This is a genomic window from Leeuwenhoekiella sp. ZYFB001 (assembly GCF_011784865.1).
Lineage (GTDB): Bacteria > Bacteroidota > Bacteroidia > Flavobacteriales > Flavobacteriaceae > Leeuwenhoekiella > Leeuwenhoekiella palythoae.
On sequence record NZ_CP050460.1, the window covers coordinates 3,095,431 to 3,114,725 of the forward strand.

The 19,295-nt window shown below is 40.7% G+C and carries 11 protein-coding genes; 4 read left to right on the forward strand and 7 right to left on the reverse strand.

Annotation, left to right across the window (positions count from 1 at the left end):
- Positions 1 to 17: 17 nt before the first annotated feature.
- A complete protein-coding gene (locus HCN54_RS13400; protein ID WP_167598179.1) occupies positions 18 to 3,092 on the forward strand; it encodes a SusC/RagA family TonB-linked outer membrane protein in 3,075 nt (1,024 codons plus the stop codon).
- Positions 3,093 to 3,102: 10 nt separating this feature from the next.
- Complete coding sequence (locus HCN54_RS13405) at positions 3,103 to 4,677, forward strand: RagB/SusD family nutrient uptake outer membrane protein (RefSeq protein WP_167598180.1); 1,575 nt, start codon at positions 3,103 to 3,105, stop codon at positions 4,675 to 4,677.
- Positions 4,678 to 4,767: 90 nt separating this feature from the next.
- On the opposite strand, the gene HCN54_RS13410 is transcribed toward HCN54_RS13405, so the two are convergent.
- The 3 genes from HCN54_RS13410 to polA form a co-directional block, all read right to left on the reverse strand.
- The gene (locus HCN54_RS13410; RefSeq protein ID WP_167598181.1) at positions 4,768 to 6,261 is read right to left on the reverse strand and encodes a RagB/SusD family nutrient uptake outer membrane protein; all 1,494 of its coding nucleotides are present in this window, start codon (positions 6,259 to 6,261) and stop codon (positions 4,768 to 4,770) included.
- Positions 6,262 to 6,266: 5 nt separating this feature from the next.
- A complete protein-coding gene (locus HCN54_RS13415) occupies positions 6,267 to 9,398 on the reverse strand; it encodes a SusC/RagA family TonB-linked outer membrane protein (RefSeq protein ID WP_167598182.1) in 3,132 nt (1,043 codons plus the stop codon).
- Positions 9,399 to 9,646: 248 nt separating this feature from the next.
- Positions 9,647 to 12,493 (reverse strand): DNA polymerase I, encoded by a 2,847-nt coding sequence (gene polA, locus HCN54_RS13420; RefSeq protein ID WP_167598183.1) that lies wholly within the window; start codon positions 12,491 to 12,493, stop codon positions 9,647 to 9,649.
- 149 nt (positions 12,494 to 12,642) lie between these two features.
- Here polA and HCN54_RS13425 point away from each other — a divergent pair, with 149 nt between their 5' ends.
- The gene (locus HCN54_RS13425; protein ID WP_167598184.1) at positions 12,643 to 12,954 is read left to right on the forward strand and encodes a hypothetical protein; all 312 of its coding nucleotides are present in this window, start codon (positions 12,643 to 12,645) and stop codon (positions 12,952 to 12,954) included.
- A gap of 146 nt (positions 12,955 to 13,100) precedes the next feature.
- Here the strand turns inward: HCN54_RS13425 and odhB are convergent, their stop codons facing one another.
- Together odhB and HCN54_RS13435 are read right to left on the reverse strand one after the other, a co-directional pair.
- Complete coding sequence (gene odhB, locus HCN54_RS13430; RefSeq protein WP_167598185.1) at positions 13,101 to 14,336, reverse strand: 2-oxoglutarate dehydrogenase complex dihydrolipoyllysine-residue succinyltransferase; 1,236 nt, start codon at positions 14,334 to 14,336, stop codon at positions 13,101 to 13,103.
- A gap of 47 nt (positions 14,337 to 14,383) precedes the next feature.
- Positions 14,384 to 17,155 (reverse strand): 2-oxoglutarate dehydrogenase E1 component, encoded by a 2,772-nt coding sequence (locus tag HCN54_RS13435; protein WP_167598186.1) that lies wholly within the window; start codon positions 17,153 to 17,155, stop codon positions 14,384 to 14,386.
- Positions 17,156 to 17,321: 166 nt separating this feature from the next.
- Between HCN54_RS13435 and HCN54_RS13440 the strand changes: the two genes are divergently transcribed.
- A complete protein-coding gene (locus tag HCN54_RS13440; protein WP_167598187.1) occupies positions 17,322 to 17,837 on the forward strand; it encodes a hypothetical protein in 516 nt (171 codons plus the stop codon).
- Here HCN54_RS13440 and HCN54_RS13445 read toward each other — a convergent pair.
- A complete protein-coding gene (locus HCN54_RS13445; RefSeq protein WP_167598188.1) occupies positions 17,821 to 18,159 on the reverse strand; it encodes a hypothetical protein in 339 nt (112 codons plus the stop codon). The genes HCN54_RS13440 and HCN54_RS13445 overlap by 17 nt on opposite strands.
- Positions 18,160 to 18,170: 11 nt before the next feature.
- On the reverse strand, positions 18,171 to 19,145 hold the full coding sequence (locus HCN54_RS13450; protein ID WP_167598189.1) for a polyprenyl synthetase family protein: 975 nt from the start codon (positions 19,143 to 19,145) through the stop codon (positions 18,171 to 18,173).
- Positions 19,146 to 19,295: the final 150 nt, after the last annotated feature.

Sequence of the window (19,295 nt, forward strand, 5' to 3'; positions counted from 1 at the left end):
ATCAATATGTATGTTAAATGATAAAAAAATTATTATTTAGTTTCTTAATGTGCTTGCTAAGCCTGTCGGCTTTCGCACAGCAAAAGACCGTGACAGGTACCGTAATCGGTGCAGACGGCACTCCGCTACCGGGAGTAAATGTAGTAATTAAAGGCGCCACCGGCAGAGGTACGCAGACTGACTTTGACGGCGCCTACACTATTGATGCCAGCTCAAATGAAACTTTAGTATTTTCATTTGTGGGCTTTGAAACGCAAGAGCAGCTTGTGGGTGCAAAAACTACATTAAACGTAACCCTTGCAGAAAACACCGAATCGCTAGACGAGGTAGTGGTAGTAGGGTACGGTGTTCAACGCAAGCGTGACTTGACCGCTTCGGTATCTCAAGTAAAGGGAGATGACATCGCAAACTTGGTTACTCCAAGTTTTGAATCTCAACTAGCAGGACGCGCTGCCGGGGTACAGGTTACTACACAGACCGGAATTATTGGTGAAACTCCACGTTTCAGAATACGAGGTATTGCTTCAATCGATTCGGGTACTTATCCGTTAGTAGTTGTTGATGGTATTCCTATTTACACCGGTGACTTAGGTGGTTATGCCTCCAACAACGCTTTAGGTGACGTAAACCCTGCCGATATTGAATCTGTAGAAATTCTAAAAGATGGTTCAGCTACTGCAATCTATGGATCACGCGCTGCAAACGGTGTTGTTTTAATCACTACCAAAAAAGGTCGCGAAGGAAAAATGACTATCAATTACAACATGTCTGCTGGTTTTGCAAGACCGGTAAACACGTTTAATCTTTTAGGCGCTTCAGACTTTGTTACCATAAGTAATGAAAAGCGCAGCAACCGCGGCCAAAGCGATTGGGCTGCAGGAACCGAATTCAACACAGATTGGCAAGATCTTGTTTTAAATGACAATGCTTTTCAACAGGATCATAGTGTTTCTTTTTCTGGCGGAACACAGTACACAAAGTATTATTTGTCCTTAGGTTATACCGAGCAAGAAAGTATCGCGCGCCCTAATGACTTTGTACGTTATACGTTTAGATCAAATATTGAGCAGAAAATCAAAAGTTGGTTATCTATGGGGGTAAACGCAGGTTTAACCCGCTCTGAGTACAACGGCTTAAACACCGGCACCAACTCACTTTCAGGTAACATTTTTAATGCGAGCCGTCAGCATCCTAACGTATCTCCTTATGATGCAAATGATCCTACAGGATATAATTTAGATGACACATTCCCTGATCGTATGGGACGCGGCACCAACTTAGAAACCGTAGGAGATAACATCCCAAACATTATGTTTGCGATCGAGAACAACTCGTACTACTCTAAAGTAAACCGTGTTATTGGGAATGTTTATGCAGATATCAAACCCGTTTCTACGATCAACTTTAGAACTCAAGTTAGTATTGATCAAACCAACACCACAGGTTTCTTATTCTGGAGCCCGATTCACGGTGATGGATATGGCTCAAACGGACGTGTGCAAAACAACAACACTGACCTTACCCGCTGGAACTGGCAAAACGTGTTGAGCTACAACGAGACTTATAGAGAAGATCATAATGTTTCGCTTACACTAATCAATGAATATCAAAAGTCAAGAGACCAAAGTTTCTTCGGCACAGGTACAGATCTAAGCAACGAGTTTTTCAATCAAAACCTTATCAGCAACTCGTATGGTGTTCAAGGTTCTGGTGGAAGCTTAAGCGAGAATGGTTTGATTTCCTATGCTGGTCGTTTGAATTATAACTACAAACAGAAGTATTTCCTTCAGGGAACATTACGTAGAGACGGACTTTCTTCATTACCATTTGAAAACCGCTACGGAACTTTCCCAGGAGCTTCTTTTGGATGGACTGTAAGTGAAGAATCATTTATGCAAGGCATTAAAGAAACCCTTTCTGACTTCAAAATCCGTGGTTCGTACGGAAAAGTCGGTAACACAGACATTGGCAACTACCCTTATTTAGGACTTTATGGCGCTGCAAAATATGGCGACACTAATGGTATTGGTTATGTTCAATTTGGTAATGATCAGCTGCGTTGGGAAACCAGTATTAAATATGACTTAGGTGTTGATCTTGCTTTTTTACGCAATCGCATTACCTTTAGTGCAGACTACTTTAAAAACGACACCGATGACTTGATCTTAGATCTTGAAACTCCTATGTCTTTTGGTGTACCTAATAACAGCTACCGCGCAAACATTGGTAAAATTCAAAACACCGGTTATGAATTTGCTGTAGATGCACGTATTCTGGATAAAGAATTTAGATGGAATGTTTCTGCAAACATCTCCTTTATCGACAACGAAGTTATTGCTTTGGTTAACGGTCAGGATCGTATAGGCACCAACACGATCACTCGTGAAGGAGAATCTATCAACTCTATTTACGGTGTGCGTTATTACGGAACAAATCCAGAAAATGGTAATCCGGTTTATTACAAAGCAGACGGAAGCCTAGTTCAAGGCAACCTGCCCGGTTCTAGTTATTCGGTTTTTGATCCTGCAAATCCTGCTGATGTTTCTCAGGCTGCTTCTTTAAGCGCTGCAGACGATCGTGTGATTTTAGGTCAATCGCTTCCTAAATATTTTGGAGGTTTAAATTCTTCTATGAATTACAAAAACTTCGATTTAGGATTTTTATTTCGCTTTAGCGGCGGAAACAAAATCTTCAATGCTACCCGTAGAGATTTATTAAACCAAAACTTCACAAACAACAGCACTGAGATTTTAGGAAGATGGCAAAGTGTAGAAAATCCAGGTGATGGATGGACCCCCAGATTATATGCATCTACAAACACTACTACCAACTTAACTTCAATAGCGACTTCACGTTTTCTTGAAGACGGCGATTTTATCAAATTAGATAACATCACTTTAGGATACAGCCTACCTACTGATACCGCTACACAATTAGGTATCACTAAGCTTCGCCTGTACTTACAAGCGCAAAACGTATGGACGATTACTGATTACTCAGGCTTAGATCCAGAAATGGAATCTGCAGGTGTTGACCTTAACGGTACACCTAGAGCAAGCATTTTTTCTTTTGGTCTTAATCTAAGTCTATAACCTTATTACTATGAAAAAACGAATTTTAAATATGAAATTTTCCGGTGCTGTTAAACCACTTCTTCTCGTTTTAGGATTGAGTGTCTTTTACAGCTGTCACGAAGAAAATGTTCTCGAATTAGAGCCTTTTAACCAAATCTCTGAAGACGCTGCGTTTTCTACCGCAGATCTTGTTGAACTATCCGTAACCGGTATGTACAATGCAGCTCAAATAGGAGTGTATACCGGCGCAGGGCGTGGGTATCCTTTTGGGGCTGCTTTTGTACAGCAAGGAGATAACCGTGGTGAAGATGTGGTAAACGTTGCTACCTTTTACCAGCTTACCTACACCGGCACCTACGACCCCACTACAGCAAATAACGTGTATTACTGGAGCGATACCTATCGCTTAATAAACAGAGCAAACATCGTTCTTGAAGGGGTACAGACCGCGTTAGACAATGGGATCATCACTCAGGAACAAGCTGACGACTATGAGGGTCAGGCAAAATTCTTGAGAGCTGCTGCACATTTAGAGTTGCTGTTTCATTTTGCAAAACCGTATAACGACACTCCAGATGCATCACATCTTGGGGTTCCTTATAGAGACTACCCGATCAACACTGCAGAGTCTATCGCTACTGCGTTGGAGCAAGGCAGAAACACCGTCGCAGACTGCTATGCCCGAATTTTAGCTGATTTTGATGATGCTGAAAGTCTTTTGCTAAGCAAAGCGGAGCGTGGAGGAACAGACGGAATCATCAGAGCTACAAGCGAAGCTGCAATTGCATTTAAAACCCGTGCCTACTTGCATATGCGTAACTGGCCAATGGTTATTCAAGAAGGAACCAAACTTAATGGAACATATACCTTAACTGCTTCTCCTAACGAACCTTTTGCAAGTGGATATGCTAATACCGAATCTATTTTCTCTATTGAAAATACAGCTTTAAACAATCCCGGTGTGAACGCAGCTTTAGCTTCTCAATATAATCGTCGCGGACTTGTAGTAATCAGCCCAATTATCTGGAGAAATCCTTCTTGGTTAGAAGACGACCTAAGACGCGGAGAAGGAACTTTAGTAACCACACGTTCAGGAGTAAAGTACACTAACAAGTATAAAGATGCTACGAACTACACAGACCCCGCTCCGGTAATTCGTTATGCTGAAGTGTTACTCAATATGGCCGAAGCTTATGCTCGTACTAACGCTGCCGGAAGCGCGCTTACCAATCTTAACTTGGTACGCAACAGATCGCTCGCAGCACCTACAACTCAAGCCTATGTGAGCACCAGTTTTGCAACTCCGGCTGCTTTGGTAAATGCAATCATTACCGAGCGTAGAATAGAATTTGTTATGGAAGGAAGACGATGGCCAGACATTCACCGTCTACAACTTGATGACTTAGCACCCGTAAGTGGTGTTCCTCAGAAAGTGGCTAACGGCACACCTACTGCCGAAAGCTATACTTTAGGCACCGCATATTCCGGACCTTATGGTGTAGATGCTATTCCTTATAGCGCAACTGCATTTTTATGGCCAATACCTCAGCAAGAGATCAACAACAACCCAACTCTTGCTGCGCAGCAAAACCCAGGTTGGTAAACCAACATTTGGTTTCATTAAATTCATTTAGCCAAAGAAAAACCCGCTTAAGAATCTTAAGCGGGTTTTTTAGTTTAATCAATCTTCAATTTATATTGGGTTTTGCTCCAATAATGGGTTCGCATTTAATGCATCTAGAGGAATCAACCATTGCCATCTGTTATCTCCTGCAGGCACCTCATACACATTATTAATTACTGTTTGTACGTGATTAGCTCCTGTACGATCAAGCGGTTGATTTAAACGCTTTAAATCATAGAATCTAAAACCTTCACCCCAAAGCTCTATTCTTCTTTGAATATATATCTCCTCTTTAAGAGCCTGACCTGTATTGGTTGACAAGGTATACTCAGGATCTCTGTTTGAAGCAAAATCAAACAATACAGAACGCGCTGCTCCTTCATCAATATAGCTTAGCGCTTCAGCTTCTATAAGATACATCTCCCCGGCGCGCATATAAGGTACATCCATTCTACTATCACCGGTTCCTGCAGCTAAGAATTTCTGACTTGTATATGGGAAAAGTGAAAAATTAGACGCAATTGAATATCCCGGAGGCAAACTATCGTGTTGACCGGTAGGATCAAACAACACAGCCCGAATATCTGTTTCAGAAATCTGATCGTAAAGCAAAATATTTATCGCTTTAGGGTTTGTTCTAATATTTGTTGAACTGTAATTTCTTGAAACATACGCGCCGAAATTTCCATAGTAATCGGTTTGATCCTCTTGAATATAGCTTCCCCACATCCACTCACCATTAGTATATGTGTTGAAGTTTGCATAGTAATCATCATTAGACATAAGATTATAGTTGGCTCTAGCCTGCGCTGCATAATCTGCCGCAACTTGGTAATTTTGCTGAACCAAAGCTACACGTGCTTTTAATCCTAATGCCACTGATTGATCTAGATGTGATTTATTAGGTCGCACATAACCGTCAAGCAATTCAATAGCTGCATCAAGATCTGTATTAATCTGTGCATAAACTTCTTCAACGCTCGCACGAGGTAATGGGTCATTATCAGCGGTTAATCTGATAGGAATTCCCGGTTGTGTATTTTCAGCACCTGCTGAATAGCGAATTCCATAAAGTTGAACCATTTGAAAATGAGCCCAAGCTCTATAAAGAGTTGCTTGACCTAAAGCAGCCTGACGTTCTGCAGCATCACCTTCAGCATTTTCCGCTCCATTGATGACTACGTTAGCATTTCTGATAATTCGATAATAGGTACGATACGGGAAAAGGTTATCAGAATCATCTGCATTGGTGTGGTCTAACCAACCTGCCGCAGAAACAAACCAACCGTTTCCTCGAGAAGTCATAACAAAATCCTCTCCTAATACATCGTTTTGAATCATTAACGATCCTATACCGCTTCGGCCTTGCGCGCCGTATCTTATGTATAAAGAACGGTGAATACCATTAATTACTAAAAATAGGTTTCCGGTTGTTGACGTAGCGGTCACATCAGAAACACTTTCGGTAGGCACTTCTTCTAAAAATTCTTCACTACACGATGATAATGCTAATCCCAGCACTACAAAGAGTAAAGTAAACTTAGTTATATAGTTGTTTTTCATAGTTTTTATAATGTAATATTTAATCCTACTGATAATACACGAGCCGGTGTAAAGCGGTTTGAAGTGGTACCGTTAAAGCTTTCACCTACATCCATACCTTTTCTAGCGGTAAGCTTGAATAAATTCTCTCCACTTACATATACATTTGCTCCTGTAAGCCCTAACTTTTGCACAAGCTCAGCATCAAATGCATAGCCAAGATTTACTTGTCGTAATGCCAAGAAATCTGATTTTTCTAACCAACGGCTAGATCCTGCACCAAAAGCAGCTGATTGCGCAGCATCAAGTCTAGGGACATTCGTAATGTCACCCGGCTCTTGCCATCTATCAAGAATATCTGTACTTAGCGCGGTTCCGTAAGTACCAGAATGCATCAGACCAGAATAGTTAGAGTCATACGTTTCTCCACCTAACTGATAAGTAAATGTGATCCCTAACTGAAAGCCTTTATACTCAAAGTTGTTTCTAAAGGCTCCGTAAACATCTGGAGTAGCTTTACCTACAAAGTTGTAGTTTGCATTATTTTGGTTAGTAGTTACTGTGGTTCCGTCGATTTCTCTTAAATCGCTTCCTCCTGCTTCAATAGCCTCAGGACTTGCAATGTATAGCGCCATACCATCAGCAGGATCTACACCATACCACTCTCTTAACCAGTAGTCATAGATATCACCTCCTACAACCAGCTTTTTAGAACCATTAATGATCTCTTCTTGTGAAAGTTCTTTAATCTCATTTTTGAGAGTTGAAGCATTAATGCTGAAATCCCACTTAAACTGACTGTTGCGAACAATTCCTACAGTTACGTCAAATTCAAAACCACTGTTTACCCAGCTACCTATGTTGTCAGGATAATCATCAAGACCTGAAGATACCGGAAGCGGCACATCAAATAATAGATCTTCAGACTTACGGTTATAGTATTCAAAAGTACCAGCCACGCGGTTGTTGAATAAACCAAATTCTATTGCAGCATCGGTTTGAATGTTAGTTTCCCACTGCAATCTTGGGTTTCCTGGAGAATCAACTAAGATTCCACCTTCTGAAGCGTTGTTGTAATCTAAAGCAAATAAAGACTGGCTTACATAATATCCGCCTAAGTTGTCATTACCTACTTCACCATAAGAGGCTCTCAATTTTAGAAGATTTGCCCAATCTGCAGTCTCCATAAAGGCTTCTTGATCTAACCTCCAAGCACCACCTACAGAAAAGAAATCTCCCCAACGAGCATCTTTGCTAAATCGTGAAGACCCGTCACGTCTATAAGATCCTGAAATGTAATACCGACTGTCATAATCATAATTTACACGAGAGAAATATCCTTCGGTCGTTTGATTACTGGTATAGGAAATCAAATCATTTGTAGTAGTAAAGTTGATCAACTCGGTATTTCCTTCAACGATTTGATTTTGTCTGAATCCATTTAGATACTCATACTCTGTATCAAAACTTTCGTGTCCTACTAAAGCAGAAACGCTATGCTTTCCAAAAGTCTTAGAATAATTAAGTAACTGGTTGTAGTTTACTGTAGTTCTAGTTGAAGTTGTTCTACCTGCTCTACCATCAGGAGCACCATCACCTACAATTGGGTTGTCAAAACTTTCGTTGCTATAAAAACGCTTATCAATACCTCCATTTACGGTAAAGGTGAAATCTTGCAAGAAGGTGAATTCAGCATAAGCTCTAGACGTAAATGAGAAAATCTTATCACGATCTACGTTAAGCAAAGTCTCTTGAATCACATTACGACCACTACCACCGCCACCTACACGGTTATCGCCAAGGTCATAGATCCAATTGCCATCACTATCTAAAATATATTCTCCTGTTTCAGGGTCGTGCTCGTGAACTGAGTAAATAGGACCGATATATCTGGTAGTTCTAAACGGGTTTACGTAGGACGAACTTCCTGCATCTGCAGCTTGATTGGAGTCTGAATCTGCAGCCGAAATATTTAATCCTGTTTTAATCCAATCTGTTACTTGCGTATTCGCATTAAGACGGGCTGTAAGTCGCTTAAAATTTGAATTGATGATATACCCATCTTCTTTTAAATAACTAACCGAAGCATAATAGTCTGATTTCTCAGTACCACCGCTATATGAAAAATCAAGGTTGGTACGCACACCGGTACGCACAAGCGGCTCTAACCAATCAAGATCTTCCGCGTATAATAATGACGCATTAGGATTTAAAGTTCCATCTTCTAAAACGATTTGATCGTTAGCCACATTAAATGGGTTTTGCCCGAGCTCATCATAAATTGTTGAGGAAGCAATAGCGTTTGCTTCAGCTACCGGTGTATCACTACTCATAGATAAACTATTGCGTAACGCTTCCCACATTAAAGGATAATACTCACTCGCGCTAACGCGATCGTATTCTGGAATACCACGACTGGTAATACCTTGAGACATTTTTAAGGAAATTTGAGGTTTTCCACTGCGTCCAGATTTTGTTGTGATCAACACCACCCCGTTTGCAGCTCTACTACCATAAAGTGACGTAGAAGCAGCATCTTTAAGTACGGTTAAACTTTCAATATCATTAGAGTTGATACTTGAAAGCTCTCCATTAAACTGAACTCCATCTACGATGTAAAGTGGCGTATTTGAAGCACTGTAAGAACCTGTTCCTCGAATACGGATGCTAGGAGCCGATCCCGGCTGACCGTTTGCTGCAGATACATTTACACCGGCAGCAGCACCGTCTAATGCAGAAATAGCATTGGTAATAGGGCGTTGTTCTAAAGACTCTCCATTTACCTGTACTGCAGAACCGGTAAAGTCTTCTTTCTTTGCAGTACCATAAGCAACTACAAGCACTTCATCCAGTGATTGAGTGTCTTCAGATAAGGTTATTGAAAATGTAGCAGAAGCACCTACGAGTTGCTCGTATGGCTTAAAGCCCATATAAGAAAAAACGAGCGTTTCATCGGCGCTCGCTGCGATGGTAAAATTACCATCAAAATCGGTTTGCGTACCACGACCTGTGGTATTCTTTACCGTTACATTAACTCCCGGAAGCGGCATGCCGGTTTGATCGGTCACCGTTCCACTCACCGTTTTTGTTTGGGAGAAGGCGAAATTTAAGGTCATCAGGAAGACTAATGACCAGATTAATCTTAGTTGTTGTTTCATTCGTAAAAATTTGAATTTTGATATTAGCCAGCGCTAAAAATGAAACAAACCAATTGAAAACACTTCTTTTTAACAGAATCCGAAGCACTTTTATTAATACAACAGTTATTTCATTGATTTTTATAAAATTCAAATTTTAAATAGGGTAGAATTCACATAATAGCACCCTATTTTTAACAACATAAAACGTATTAGTTAAGAATATTTTATTATAACGTTAAGTTAAAGAAATCATAGAAACTCCTGTTTTAATGGGCATCAAGCCAGTTATCACCTAACCCGACTTCAACATCAAGAGGAACATCTAACTTAAATGCGTTTTCCATTTCAGATTTTATAAGTTCTTGAACTTCATCTAATTCTGATTTGTAAACATCAAATACCAATTCATCATGAACTTGAAGTAACATTTTGGTTTTTAAGCCTTTATCCTTGAGTTTCTGGTGTATTTTGATCATTGCGATTTTAATGATATCTGCAGCACTCCCTTGTATTGGCGCATTTACCGCGTTACGCTCAGCTGCACCACGCACCACCGCGTTACTACTATTGATATCCTTTAAATAACGACGACGTCCCAAAACCGTTGATACATAACCATTCTCGCGTGCAAAGTCTACCTGTTCGCTCATATAATTGCGCAGTTTAGGATAGGTCTTATAATAGGTATCTATAAGCTCTTTACTCTCGCTTCTGCTAAGGTCGGTTTGATTGCTCAGTCCAAAAGCAGACACGCCGTAAATAATCCCAAAATTCACGGTTTTTGCATTACTACGTTGTTCCCGCGTCACCTCATCAATGGGCACATTAAAGACTTTTGCAGCAGTAGATGCGTGAATATCTTCTCCTTCCTGAAAGGCTTTCATCATCGTTTCTTCCTGGCTCAAAGCTGCGATGATACGCAATTCAATTTGCGAGTAATCTGCCGCCAGTAATACATAATCCTCATTACGCGGCACAAAAGCCTTACGTACCTGACGCCCACGCTCAGTACGGATTGGAATATTCTGTAAGTTCGGGTTATTTGAACTTAGACGGCCGGTAGCCGCTACGGTTTGCATATAATCGGTATGTACGCGGCCGGTTTTTGAATTTACCTGTGCAGGCAGCGCATCAACATAGGTACTCTTAAGCTTAGAAAGACCACGATAATCAAGTACGTGCTGCACGATCTCGTGATCAGGAGCTAAATAAGAAAGCACATCTTCTGCGGTAGAATATTGCCCCGTACGGGTTTTCTTCGGTTTATCTACAAGCTTTAATTTGTCAAATAGTATTTCACCCAATTGCTTTGGCGAACCAATATTAAATTCTTCTCCCGCTTCTTCATAAATACTTTTCTCCAGCGAGGTGATGTCATTATTAAGCGCTTCAGAAAGACTGCCTAAAAATTCCTGATCCAGGTTGATTCCTTCTAATTCCATATCAGCTAAAACCTGCACTAAAGGAATTTCGATATCATCAAACAACTTTTGGGTATTAGCCTCGCCCAATTCTTTTTGAAAATGCTCTTTCAGCTGAAGCGTTACATCTGCGTCTTCTACAGCATATTCGGTTTGCTGATCAACAGGTACGTCGGCCATTGACTTCTGATTCTTACCTTTTTTACCGATCAATTCTTCAATAGAAACCGGTGTATAGTTAAGGTAAGTTTCTGCGAGCACGTCCATATTATGACGCATATCTGGATTGATCAGATAATGCGCGATCATTGTATCAAACAATTTCCCTTTAACCTCAACATCATACTTCGCCAACACCTTGATATCATATTTAAGGTTCTGCCCTATTTTCTCGATTTCTTCCGCTTCAAAAAACGGACGCAGTGCTTCGATCAGTTTTTGTGCTTCTTCCTTTTCTGATGGAAATGGAATATAAAATCCTTTGGTTTTCTCCCAGCTGAAAGCGATCCCTACCAGTTCTGCCTGTAACGGATCTAGATCAGTAGTTTCGGTATCAAAACATACCGAAGTTTGCTTCATTAAGTTTTTGATGAATAAGTTCATCGCCATTCCTGGAGCTACACTTTGGTAAAAATGCTCAGTGTCTTTTATGGTTTTTCGAGTATTGCGCTCTTCTATAGCAGGCTCATCGCCACCAAAAAGATTGTATTGTCCGGCGCCGGCATTCGCTGCTTTTTCTGCAGAACTTACTAATTTTTTAGCCGTTTCCGTACCGCTTACTGCGGCTCCGGTATCGCTATCGGCTTCGCCGGAAAATATCTTGATAAACTGATCTTTAAGCCTACGGAATTCGAGTTCGTCAAAAATCTCTTGAACTTTATCTGCATCCGGTTGCGAAAGTTCGTACTGCTCAGCATCAAATTTCACGTCACAATCGGTCATAATCGTCGCCAGCTTTCTGGATAGACGACCTAGTTCAGCGTTTTCGATCACCTTCTCTTTCATCTTCCCTTTAAGCTGATCTGTATTTTCCAATAAACCTTCTAAGCCACCGTATTGCTTAATAAACTTCTTAGCCGTTTTATCTCCCACTCCGGGCAATCCGGGAATATTGTCAGACGCGTCACCCATCATTCCTAAGTAATCGATCACCTGTTCAGGACGCTCGACTTCAAAACGTTTTTGCACTTCAGGAATTCCCCAGATCTCGATCCCGTTACCCATTCGCGCCGGTTTGTACATAAAAATGTTTTCAGAAACCAATTGCGCATAATCCTTATCCGGCGTCACCATAAAAACCTGATAATCCTCCTTCTCTGCCTGTTTGGCCAGCGTACCAATCAAATCATCTGCCTCTACACCTTCAATCTCAATACACGGCACGTGCATCGCTTTAAGAATCTCCTGAATAATAGGCACCGCAATACGTATCGCCTCTGGAGTTTCATCACGATTCGCTTTGTACTCTTCGTACATTTCGACACGTTCCGAACTTCCGCCTTTATCAAATGCCACTGCGAGATGATCTGGCTTTTCACGCTTGATCACATCAAAAAGCGAGTTGACAAAACCCATAATTGCAGAAGTATCCTGTCCTTTTGAGTTCACTCGCGGATTTTTAATCAGTGCGTAATAACCACGAAAAATCAATGCATAAGCATCTAAAAGAAATAAGCGCTTTTGAACAGCCATATTGGGAATTTTTAATCGAATATCAGAAGTATCAAAAATAGGAATTAGTCTTATGATAAAAGTTTTTAGCCGGAGACATTTTGACAAAAACGATATGGTCTATTTTTAGACAGATTACTTATCTTTCTTAAAACTGAAACTTAAATACCATGAGCATACCGCAATCTTATACGGAGTTTGAAGCCACACTAGAGAAGAGCAATCCGCCTTCACATTGGCCCGAAGCCTTACTAGCACTTTGGTATCAAGCGAAAGGAGACTGGGAAGCCTCTCACAATATCGCACAAGACCTACATACTGCTATGGGAAGTTTGATTCACGCGCACTTACATCGCGATGAAGGCGATGATTGGAATGCAAAATACTGGTATCGTCAAGCCGGAAGACTTTTTCCAACTGTTTCTTTGGAGGAAGAATTGAAACTATTGATAAACGAAACTATCGCTAAAACAAAACCCTAAACAATCTCAGGGCAAACTCAATAAACATTGGTTAGAAACGAATTTTTCAATTTTAAAGCAAGCCTCGAAGTATTAAACCCTTTGGCGGCGCCAATAAAAAAACCCGCTGAAAATCAGCGGGTTTTTTTATTTATTGAATGTACCTATTACAATTCTAACGCTTTAAGCACATTATTATCCATCAATAATTCTTCAGGATTTTCTAGTGCTTCTTTAACTGCTACCAAGAATCCTACAGATTCTTTACCATCAATAATGCGGTGATCGTATGAAAGTGCTACATACATAATAGGTGCGATAGCAATTCCGCCGTCACGTACGATAGGACGCTCAACAATGTTGTGCATTCCTAAAATCGCAGATTGAGGAGGGTTGATGATTGGTGTAGAAAGCATACTTCCAAACACACCACCGTTTGTGATGGTAAAGGTTCCACCAGTCATTTCATCTACAGTGATCTGACCATCACGCGCTCTTAATGCAAGACGCTTCACTTCAGACTCCACACCGCGGAAACTTAAGTTTTCAGCATTTCTGATAACTGGCACCATCAAACCTTTAGGTCCTGAAACCGCGATAGAAATATCTTTAAAGTCAAAAGAAACCATTTCTTTACCATCGATCATTGAGTTTACAGCTGGGTACATTTCTAGCGCACGCACACAAGCCAAAGTGAAGAATGACATAAACCCAAGGCCAACACCGTGCTTAGCTTTGAAATCTTCTTTATACTTATTACGCAACTCAAAAATCGGAGTCATATCAACCTCATTAAAGGTAGTAAGCATTGCGGTCTCATTCTTTACAGAAACTAAACGCTCAGCTACTTTACGACGCAACATAGACATTTTAGAACGGCTTTCTCCACGGCTTCCGGTTCCCGGAGTTCCCATTGAAGGCTGTGCGTTTACCGCATCTTCTTTAGTAATACGCCCGTCACGACCTGTACCTTTTACATCTTTAGCATCAATTCCCTTTTCATCTAAAGTCTTTTTAGCTGCCGGAGAAGGTGATCCTGAAGCGTACGTTTTTTTATCTTGCGTTTGCTCAGGCGTTCTCGATTTTAAAGGCTCTTCTTTTTTAGGTTCGGCTTTTTCTTCTTTCTGCTCTTCTTTGTCGCTACTGCTATCGCCTTCTGGCTTTGCAGCATCAGTATCAATGAGACAAACAACTTCGCCTACGGCAACTGCGTCGCCTTCTTCGGCTTTAAGGGTAATAATTCCGCTTGCTTCAGCAGGAAGTTCTAAAGTTGCTTTATCACTATCTACTTCGGCAATCGCCTGATCTTTTTCTACATAATCCCCATCTTCAACAAGCCACTGGGCGATTTCAACTTCGGTGATCGATTCTCCCGGCGAAGGGACTTTCATTTCTAAAGCCATAATTCTCTATTGTTATCTTTTATTCTTTAGTTAAAACTAAAATGTTTTTATTGGTTATTTGAATTTTTATCGAAAACATCATCAATTACGCGCTGATGTCTTCTCTTAAATCGTACAGAACTACCTGCAGCAGGCGCACCGTAAAACTTACGACTGCATACTCTGAATTTTTGAGCTTCCGGAAGATGCATCAACAAGTGCCCGTAAGCTCCCATATTGCGCGGTTCTTCTTGTGCCCAAACTACATCATCTGCATTTTTATACTTTTCAAGCGCTGCTCTGATTTCCTTTTTAGGAAGTGGGAACAATTGTTCAACACGTACGAGTGCAACATCTTCACGACCTAATTCTTCACGCTGCGCAAGCAAGTCATAATAAAACTTACCAGTCACAAAAACCAGCGTTTTAACCTGATCTGCTTTTACACTATCATCATCAATAGTCATTTGGAAACTGCCGTTTGCCAATTCTTCTTTGGTCGACATTACTTTAGGATGTCTCAACAAACTTTTTGGCGTAAAAACGATAAGCGGTTTTCTAAAATTGGTCTTCAATTGACGACGCAATAAATGGTAGAAGTTAGCCGGCGTAGTACAATCTGCGACATACATATTGTCAACTGCACAAAGCTGTAAATAGCGCTCCATACGTGCCGAAGAGTGCTCTGCACCCTGACCTTCATAACCGTGAGGCAATAACATTACCAGACCGTTTTGAAGTTTCCATTTATCTTCTGCTGCAGAAATATACTGATCCAGCATAATCTGCGCTCCATTGCTAAAGTCACCAAACTGCGCTTCCCAAATAGGAAGGGTTTTTGGACTCGCCATCGCGTAACCATAGTCAAAACCTACCACACCATATTCTGAAAGCAGCGAGTTGAAGATGTACATATGGCCTTGCTCTCCTTTAAGGTTATTGAGCAACACGATCTCTTCTTCGCTTTCTTCAACTTTGGTCACAGCATGACGGTGTGAGAACGTACCTCGCTCTACATCCTGACCGGTCATACGCACATCAAAACCTTCTTTAAGCAAGGAACCGTATGCAAGTAATTCGGCGAGACCCCAATCTATTTTATTATCATCAAAATACATTGCGCGACGCCCTTCGATGATCTTGTTTATTTTTCTTAAGAATTTCTTCCCTTCCGGAAGTTTGGTGATCGCCTCTGCAATTTCAGTTAATGCATCAAGGTCAAAAGTCGTATCTACCGGCTGCATCATCTCATCTTCAGTAGCAGGCTCAAAACCTTCCCACTCATCTTGCATAATTGCAGTGATACGGGTGGTTTCTTCTTCTCTAGACTTTTCTAATTTTTCCTCGAGTTTTTCTTTGTACTCATCTTCTAACTGCTTCACATGATTCTCGTCAATCACGCCTTGCTCAATGAGTTTTTTAGCATAAATATCTCTAGCATTATCGTGCTTGGCGATCGCTTTGTATAATTTAGGCTGCGTAAAACGCGGCTCATCACCTTCGTTATGACCGTATTTACGATATCCTAAAAGGTCGATGAATACATCACGACCAAAAGTCATTCTGAAATCAAGTGCGAATAAAGCTGCATGTACTACAGCTTCTGCATCATCAGCATTTACGTGCAATACCGGAGATAATGTGGTTTTAGCAACATCAGTACAGTAGGTCGAAGAACGCGCATCAAGATAATTAGTGGTAAAACCGATCTGGTTATTGATGACAATATGAATGGTTCCTTTAGTGGTATAACCATCTAATTGTGCCATCTGAATCACCTCGTAAACAACACCCTGACCTGCAATTGCCGCATCTCCATGCACTACAATAGGAAGCACTTCCTGCGGATTGTCAAAATAATGACGGTCTTGTTTTGCTCGAGAAATTCCTTCTACCACGGCGCCTACAGTTTCTAAGTGAGACGGGTTGGGCGCAATGTTGATATTGATCTCTTTTCCGCTGTCTGTAAGTCGGCTTGAGGTCCAACCGAGGTGATACTTAACATCACCATCAAATACCTCTTGATCGTAATCTTTACCATCAAACTCACTAAAAATATCTTTAGCGTTCTTTCCGAAGATATTGGTCAAGGTATTTAGACGACCACGGTGTGCCATACCCATCACAAAATCTTTTACACCACGATCTGCTGCTGCTTCGATAATGGCATCAACCGCAGGAATAAAACTCTCTCCACCTTCAAGCGAAAAGCGTTTTTGCCCCACGTATTTTGTATGTAAAAAGGTCTCAAAAGAAACCGCTTCATTCAGTTTTTTAAGAATCTTCTTCTTAGTATCTGCAGAAAAATCAGGATGGTTATCATTGACATTCAATTTGTTTTGAATCCATTTGATTTCCTCCGGTTTTCTGATAAACATATATTCAACCCCGATAGAATCGCAATAAATGTTCTCTAAATGCGTGATTATATCTCTAAGGGTGTTAGAACCGATACCCAAGATCTCGCCCGCGTTAAAAACGGTATCTAAATCTTTTTCTGATAAACCAAAGTTTTCTAAAGCCAGCGTAGGCTCATATTTGCGACGCTCGCGCACCGGATTGGTTTTAGTAAATAAGTGCCCGCGCGTACGGTAACCATCTATCAATTTAACAACTTGAAATTCCTTCTGTAATTTATCAGGAACAGCATTATCTGAAGAAGTGTTAGCGCTGAGTTCTGAAACGTCTGCGGCGATACCGCTTTCTTCGATCCCAAAGTCAAAACCTTGAAAAAATGCTCTCCAGCTGGGTTCTACACTATCAGGATGTTGTAAATATTTATCGTATAGGTCTGCGAAGTATGCAGTATTTGCTGCATTGAGAAATGAAAATCTATCCATTTTATAAGTTAAATCTGTCGATTTTTTAAGCAATAATTTGTCAAAAATACAATAAATCGCGCGCACCAAGCGTGTCCTTTCGTAATTTTATGTTTATCATTAACATTTTAAAATCAGGTTTTAACACCTTGCTAACAAAGCCTTAAGCTTTAGAAAAATGTATTTTATGAAATCGATTTCAAAACTTTATATAATTCTTCTATTTATAGTGTTTGGTATAGCTTCTAGCCAAGCACAATTTCGGTCTGATTCTTTTTGGGATCGGGTGAGTTTTGGCGGTGGTTTTGGATTGAATTTTGGCAACGACTATTTTGCTGCAAACCTCGCTCCAAGTGCTATTTACAACTTCAATCCTTATTTCGCTGCCGGACCCGGCTTGAGTTATGCCTACGTAAAAAATGGAAGTTTAAAATCTTCAATTGTGGGTGGAAGCATTATTGCGCTCGCTAATCCGCTTCCTATCATTCAGCTTTCTGCAGAGTTTGAAGAGCTTTATGTTTCCCAACGCGCCAATTGGGACGGCGGTACATTTACTGATGATTTCTGGAATTCTGCTTTATTTCTAGGAGCCGGTTACCGTAGCGGACCCGTGACAATAGGCGCCCGATATAACATACTTTACAACGATGACGATGCCATCTACACCAGTGCGATTATGCCATTTATCAGGTTCTATTTTTAAACTGAACTTTTTTAAATTCCCGCTCCAGAATGAGTACGCTTACAAATTCTGCGAGTTGATGCACCTCACAATCGGGCAAAGCTTTGATCTTAGCTTCAGAAACATCTATAGCGTAAAGCAGCGTGAGGTAGCTTTCAAAATCACTCACCACCAGATTATAAAGTGCGGCTTGCAGATTACGCAGTAACTGTTGATTTTCGTAAGTAGTTTCAAACTCAGCTTCCAGTCCGGCGCGTTCAAAGTCTTTATTAAGCTGAAACACCAAGGCATCATACAGCTTCTCTTTGCGAACCTGGTCTAATAAGTTACTGCCGGAATTCATTCTTCAATTCTTTAAACTTTTCTGCGCATGAGCAGTCGGGCAAAGTCTTCTAAAATACCTTTATTTTCTTGAGGAACCTCAAGCGTTTCCAGAACGTTGAGCGCCTTTTGGGTATAATTCTCAATTTCTTGCTGAGTTGCTTCGGCTGCGCCGGAATCTATAAACAGCTGCTTTACCGTTTCAATTTTTTCCGAAGGATCCTGCGGATTGATACTGAATAAATGCTGTAACTGCTTGCTGTGCGTAGGATCTAGTTTTTGCAAAGCAGTTAAGTATAAAAAGGTCTTTTTGTTTTCGATAATATCACCGCCCACTTGCTTCCCAAAAGTTTTAGGATCACCAAAAGCATCCAGATAATCATCCTGAAGCTGAAACGCGATCCCTAAATCACGACCGTAGTCATAAATACGCTGCGCATTTTCAGAAGAGGCTTCTGCAACCAGTGCGCCCATTTTAAGCGCAGCTCCTACCAAAACCGCCGTTTTGTATTCAATCATTTTAAGATACTCTGGGATGGTCACATCATCACGTGTCTCAAAATCCACATCATACTGCTGCCCTTCACAAACTTCGATTGCTGTCTTACTGAAAAGCTTTGCGAGTTCTCTAAAGGTTTCTCCTTCATAATTCTCAAAAAGCTGATATGCATTGATCAACATTGCATCTCCCGAGAGAATCCCTGTATTTATGTCCCACTTTTCGTGTACAGTCTCTTGACCACGACGCAAAGGCGCATCATCCATAATATCATCGTGCACTAATGAGAAATTATGAAAAACCTCAACCGCTAAGGCCGCGTCTAGAGCCTTCTTATGATCTGAACCAAAAATATCTGTCGCCATCAACGTCAATACCGGTCGTAAGCGTTTCCCTCCCAACTGCAAAATATAGTCAATGGGTTCGTACAGGTTCACCGGTTCTTTAACCTTGACCTTAGCGTTTAGATATTCAACAAACACCTCTGTGTATTGATCAATGCGGAGCATACTTTAAAATTTTGGCTAAAAATAAGACACTAATTCTGAACTCAACGCTTCAAGCATCACAAGCTGGTATTCTTAGGCCATATTATGTAATCATTAAATATTGAAAAAACTTTGGAAACTTAATTAGTTTTTAAAGTTTCCGTTTTATAT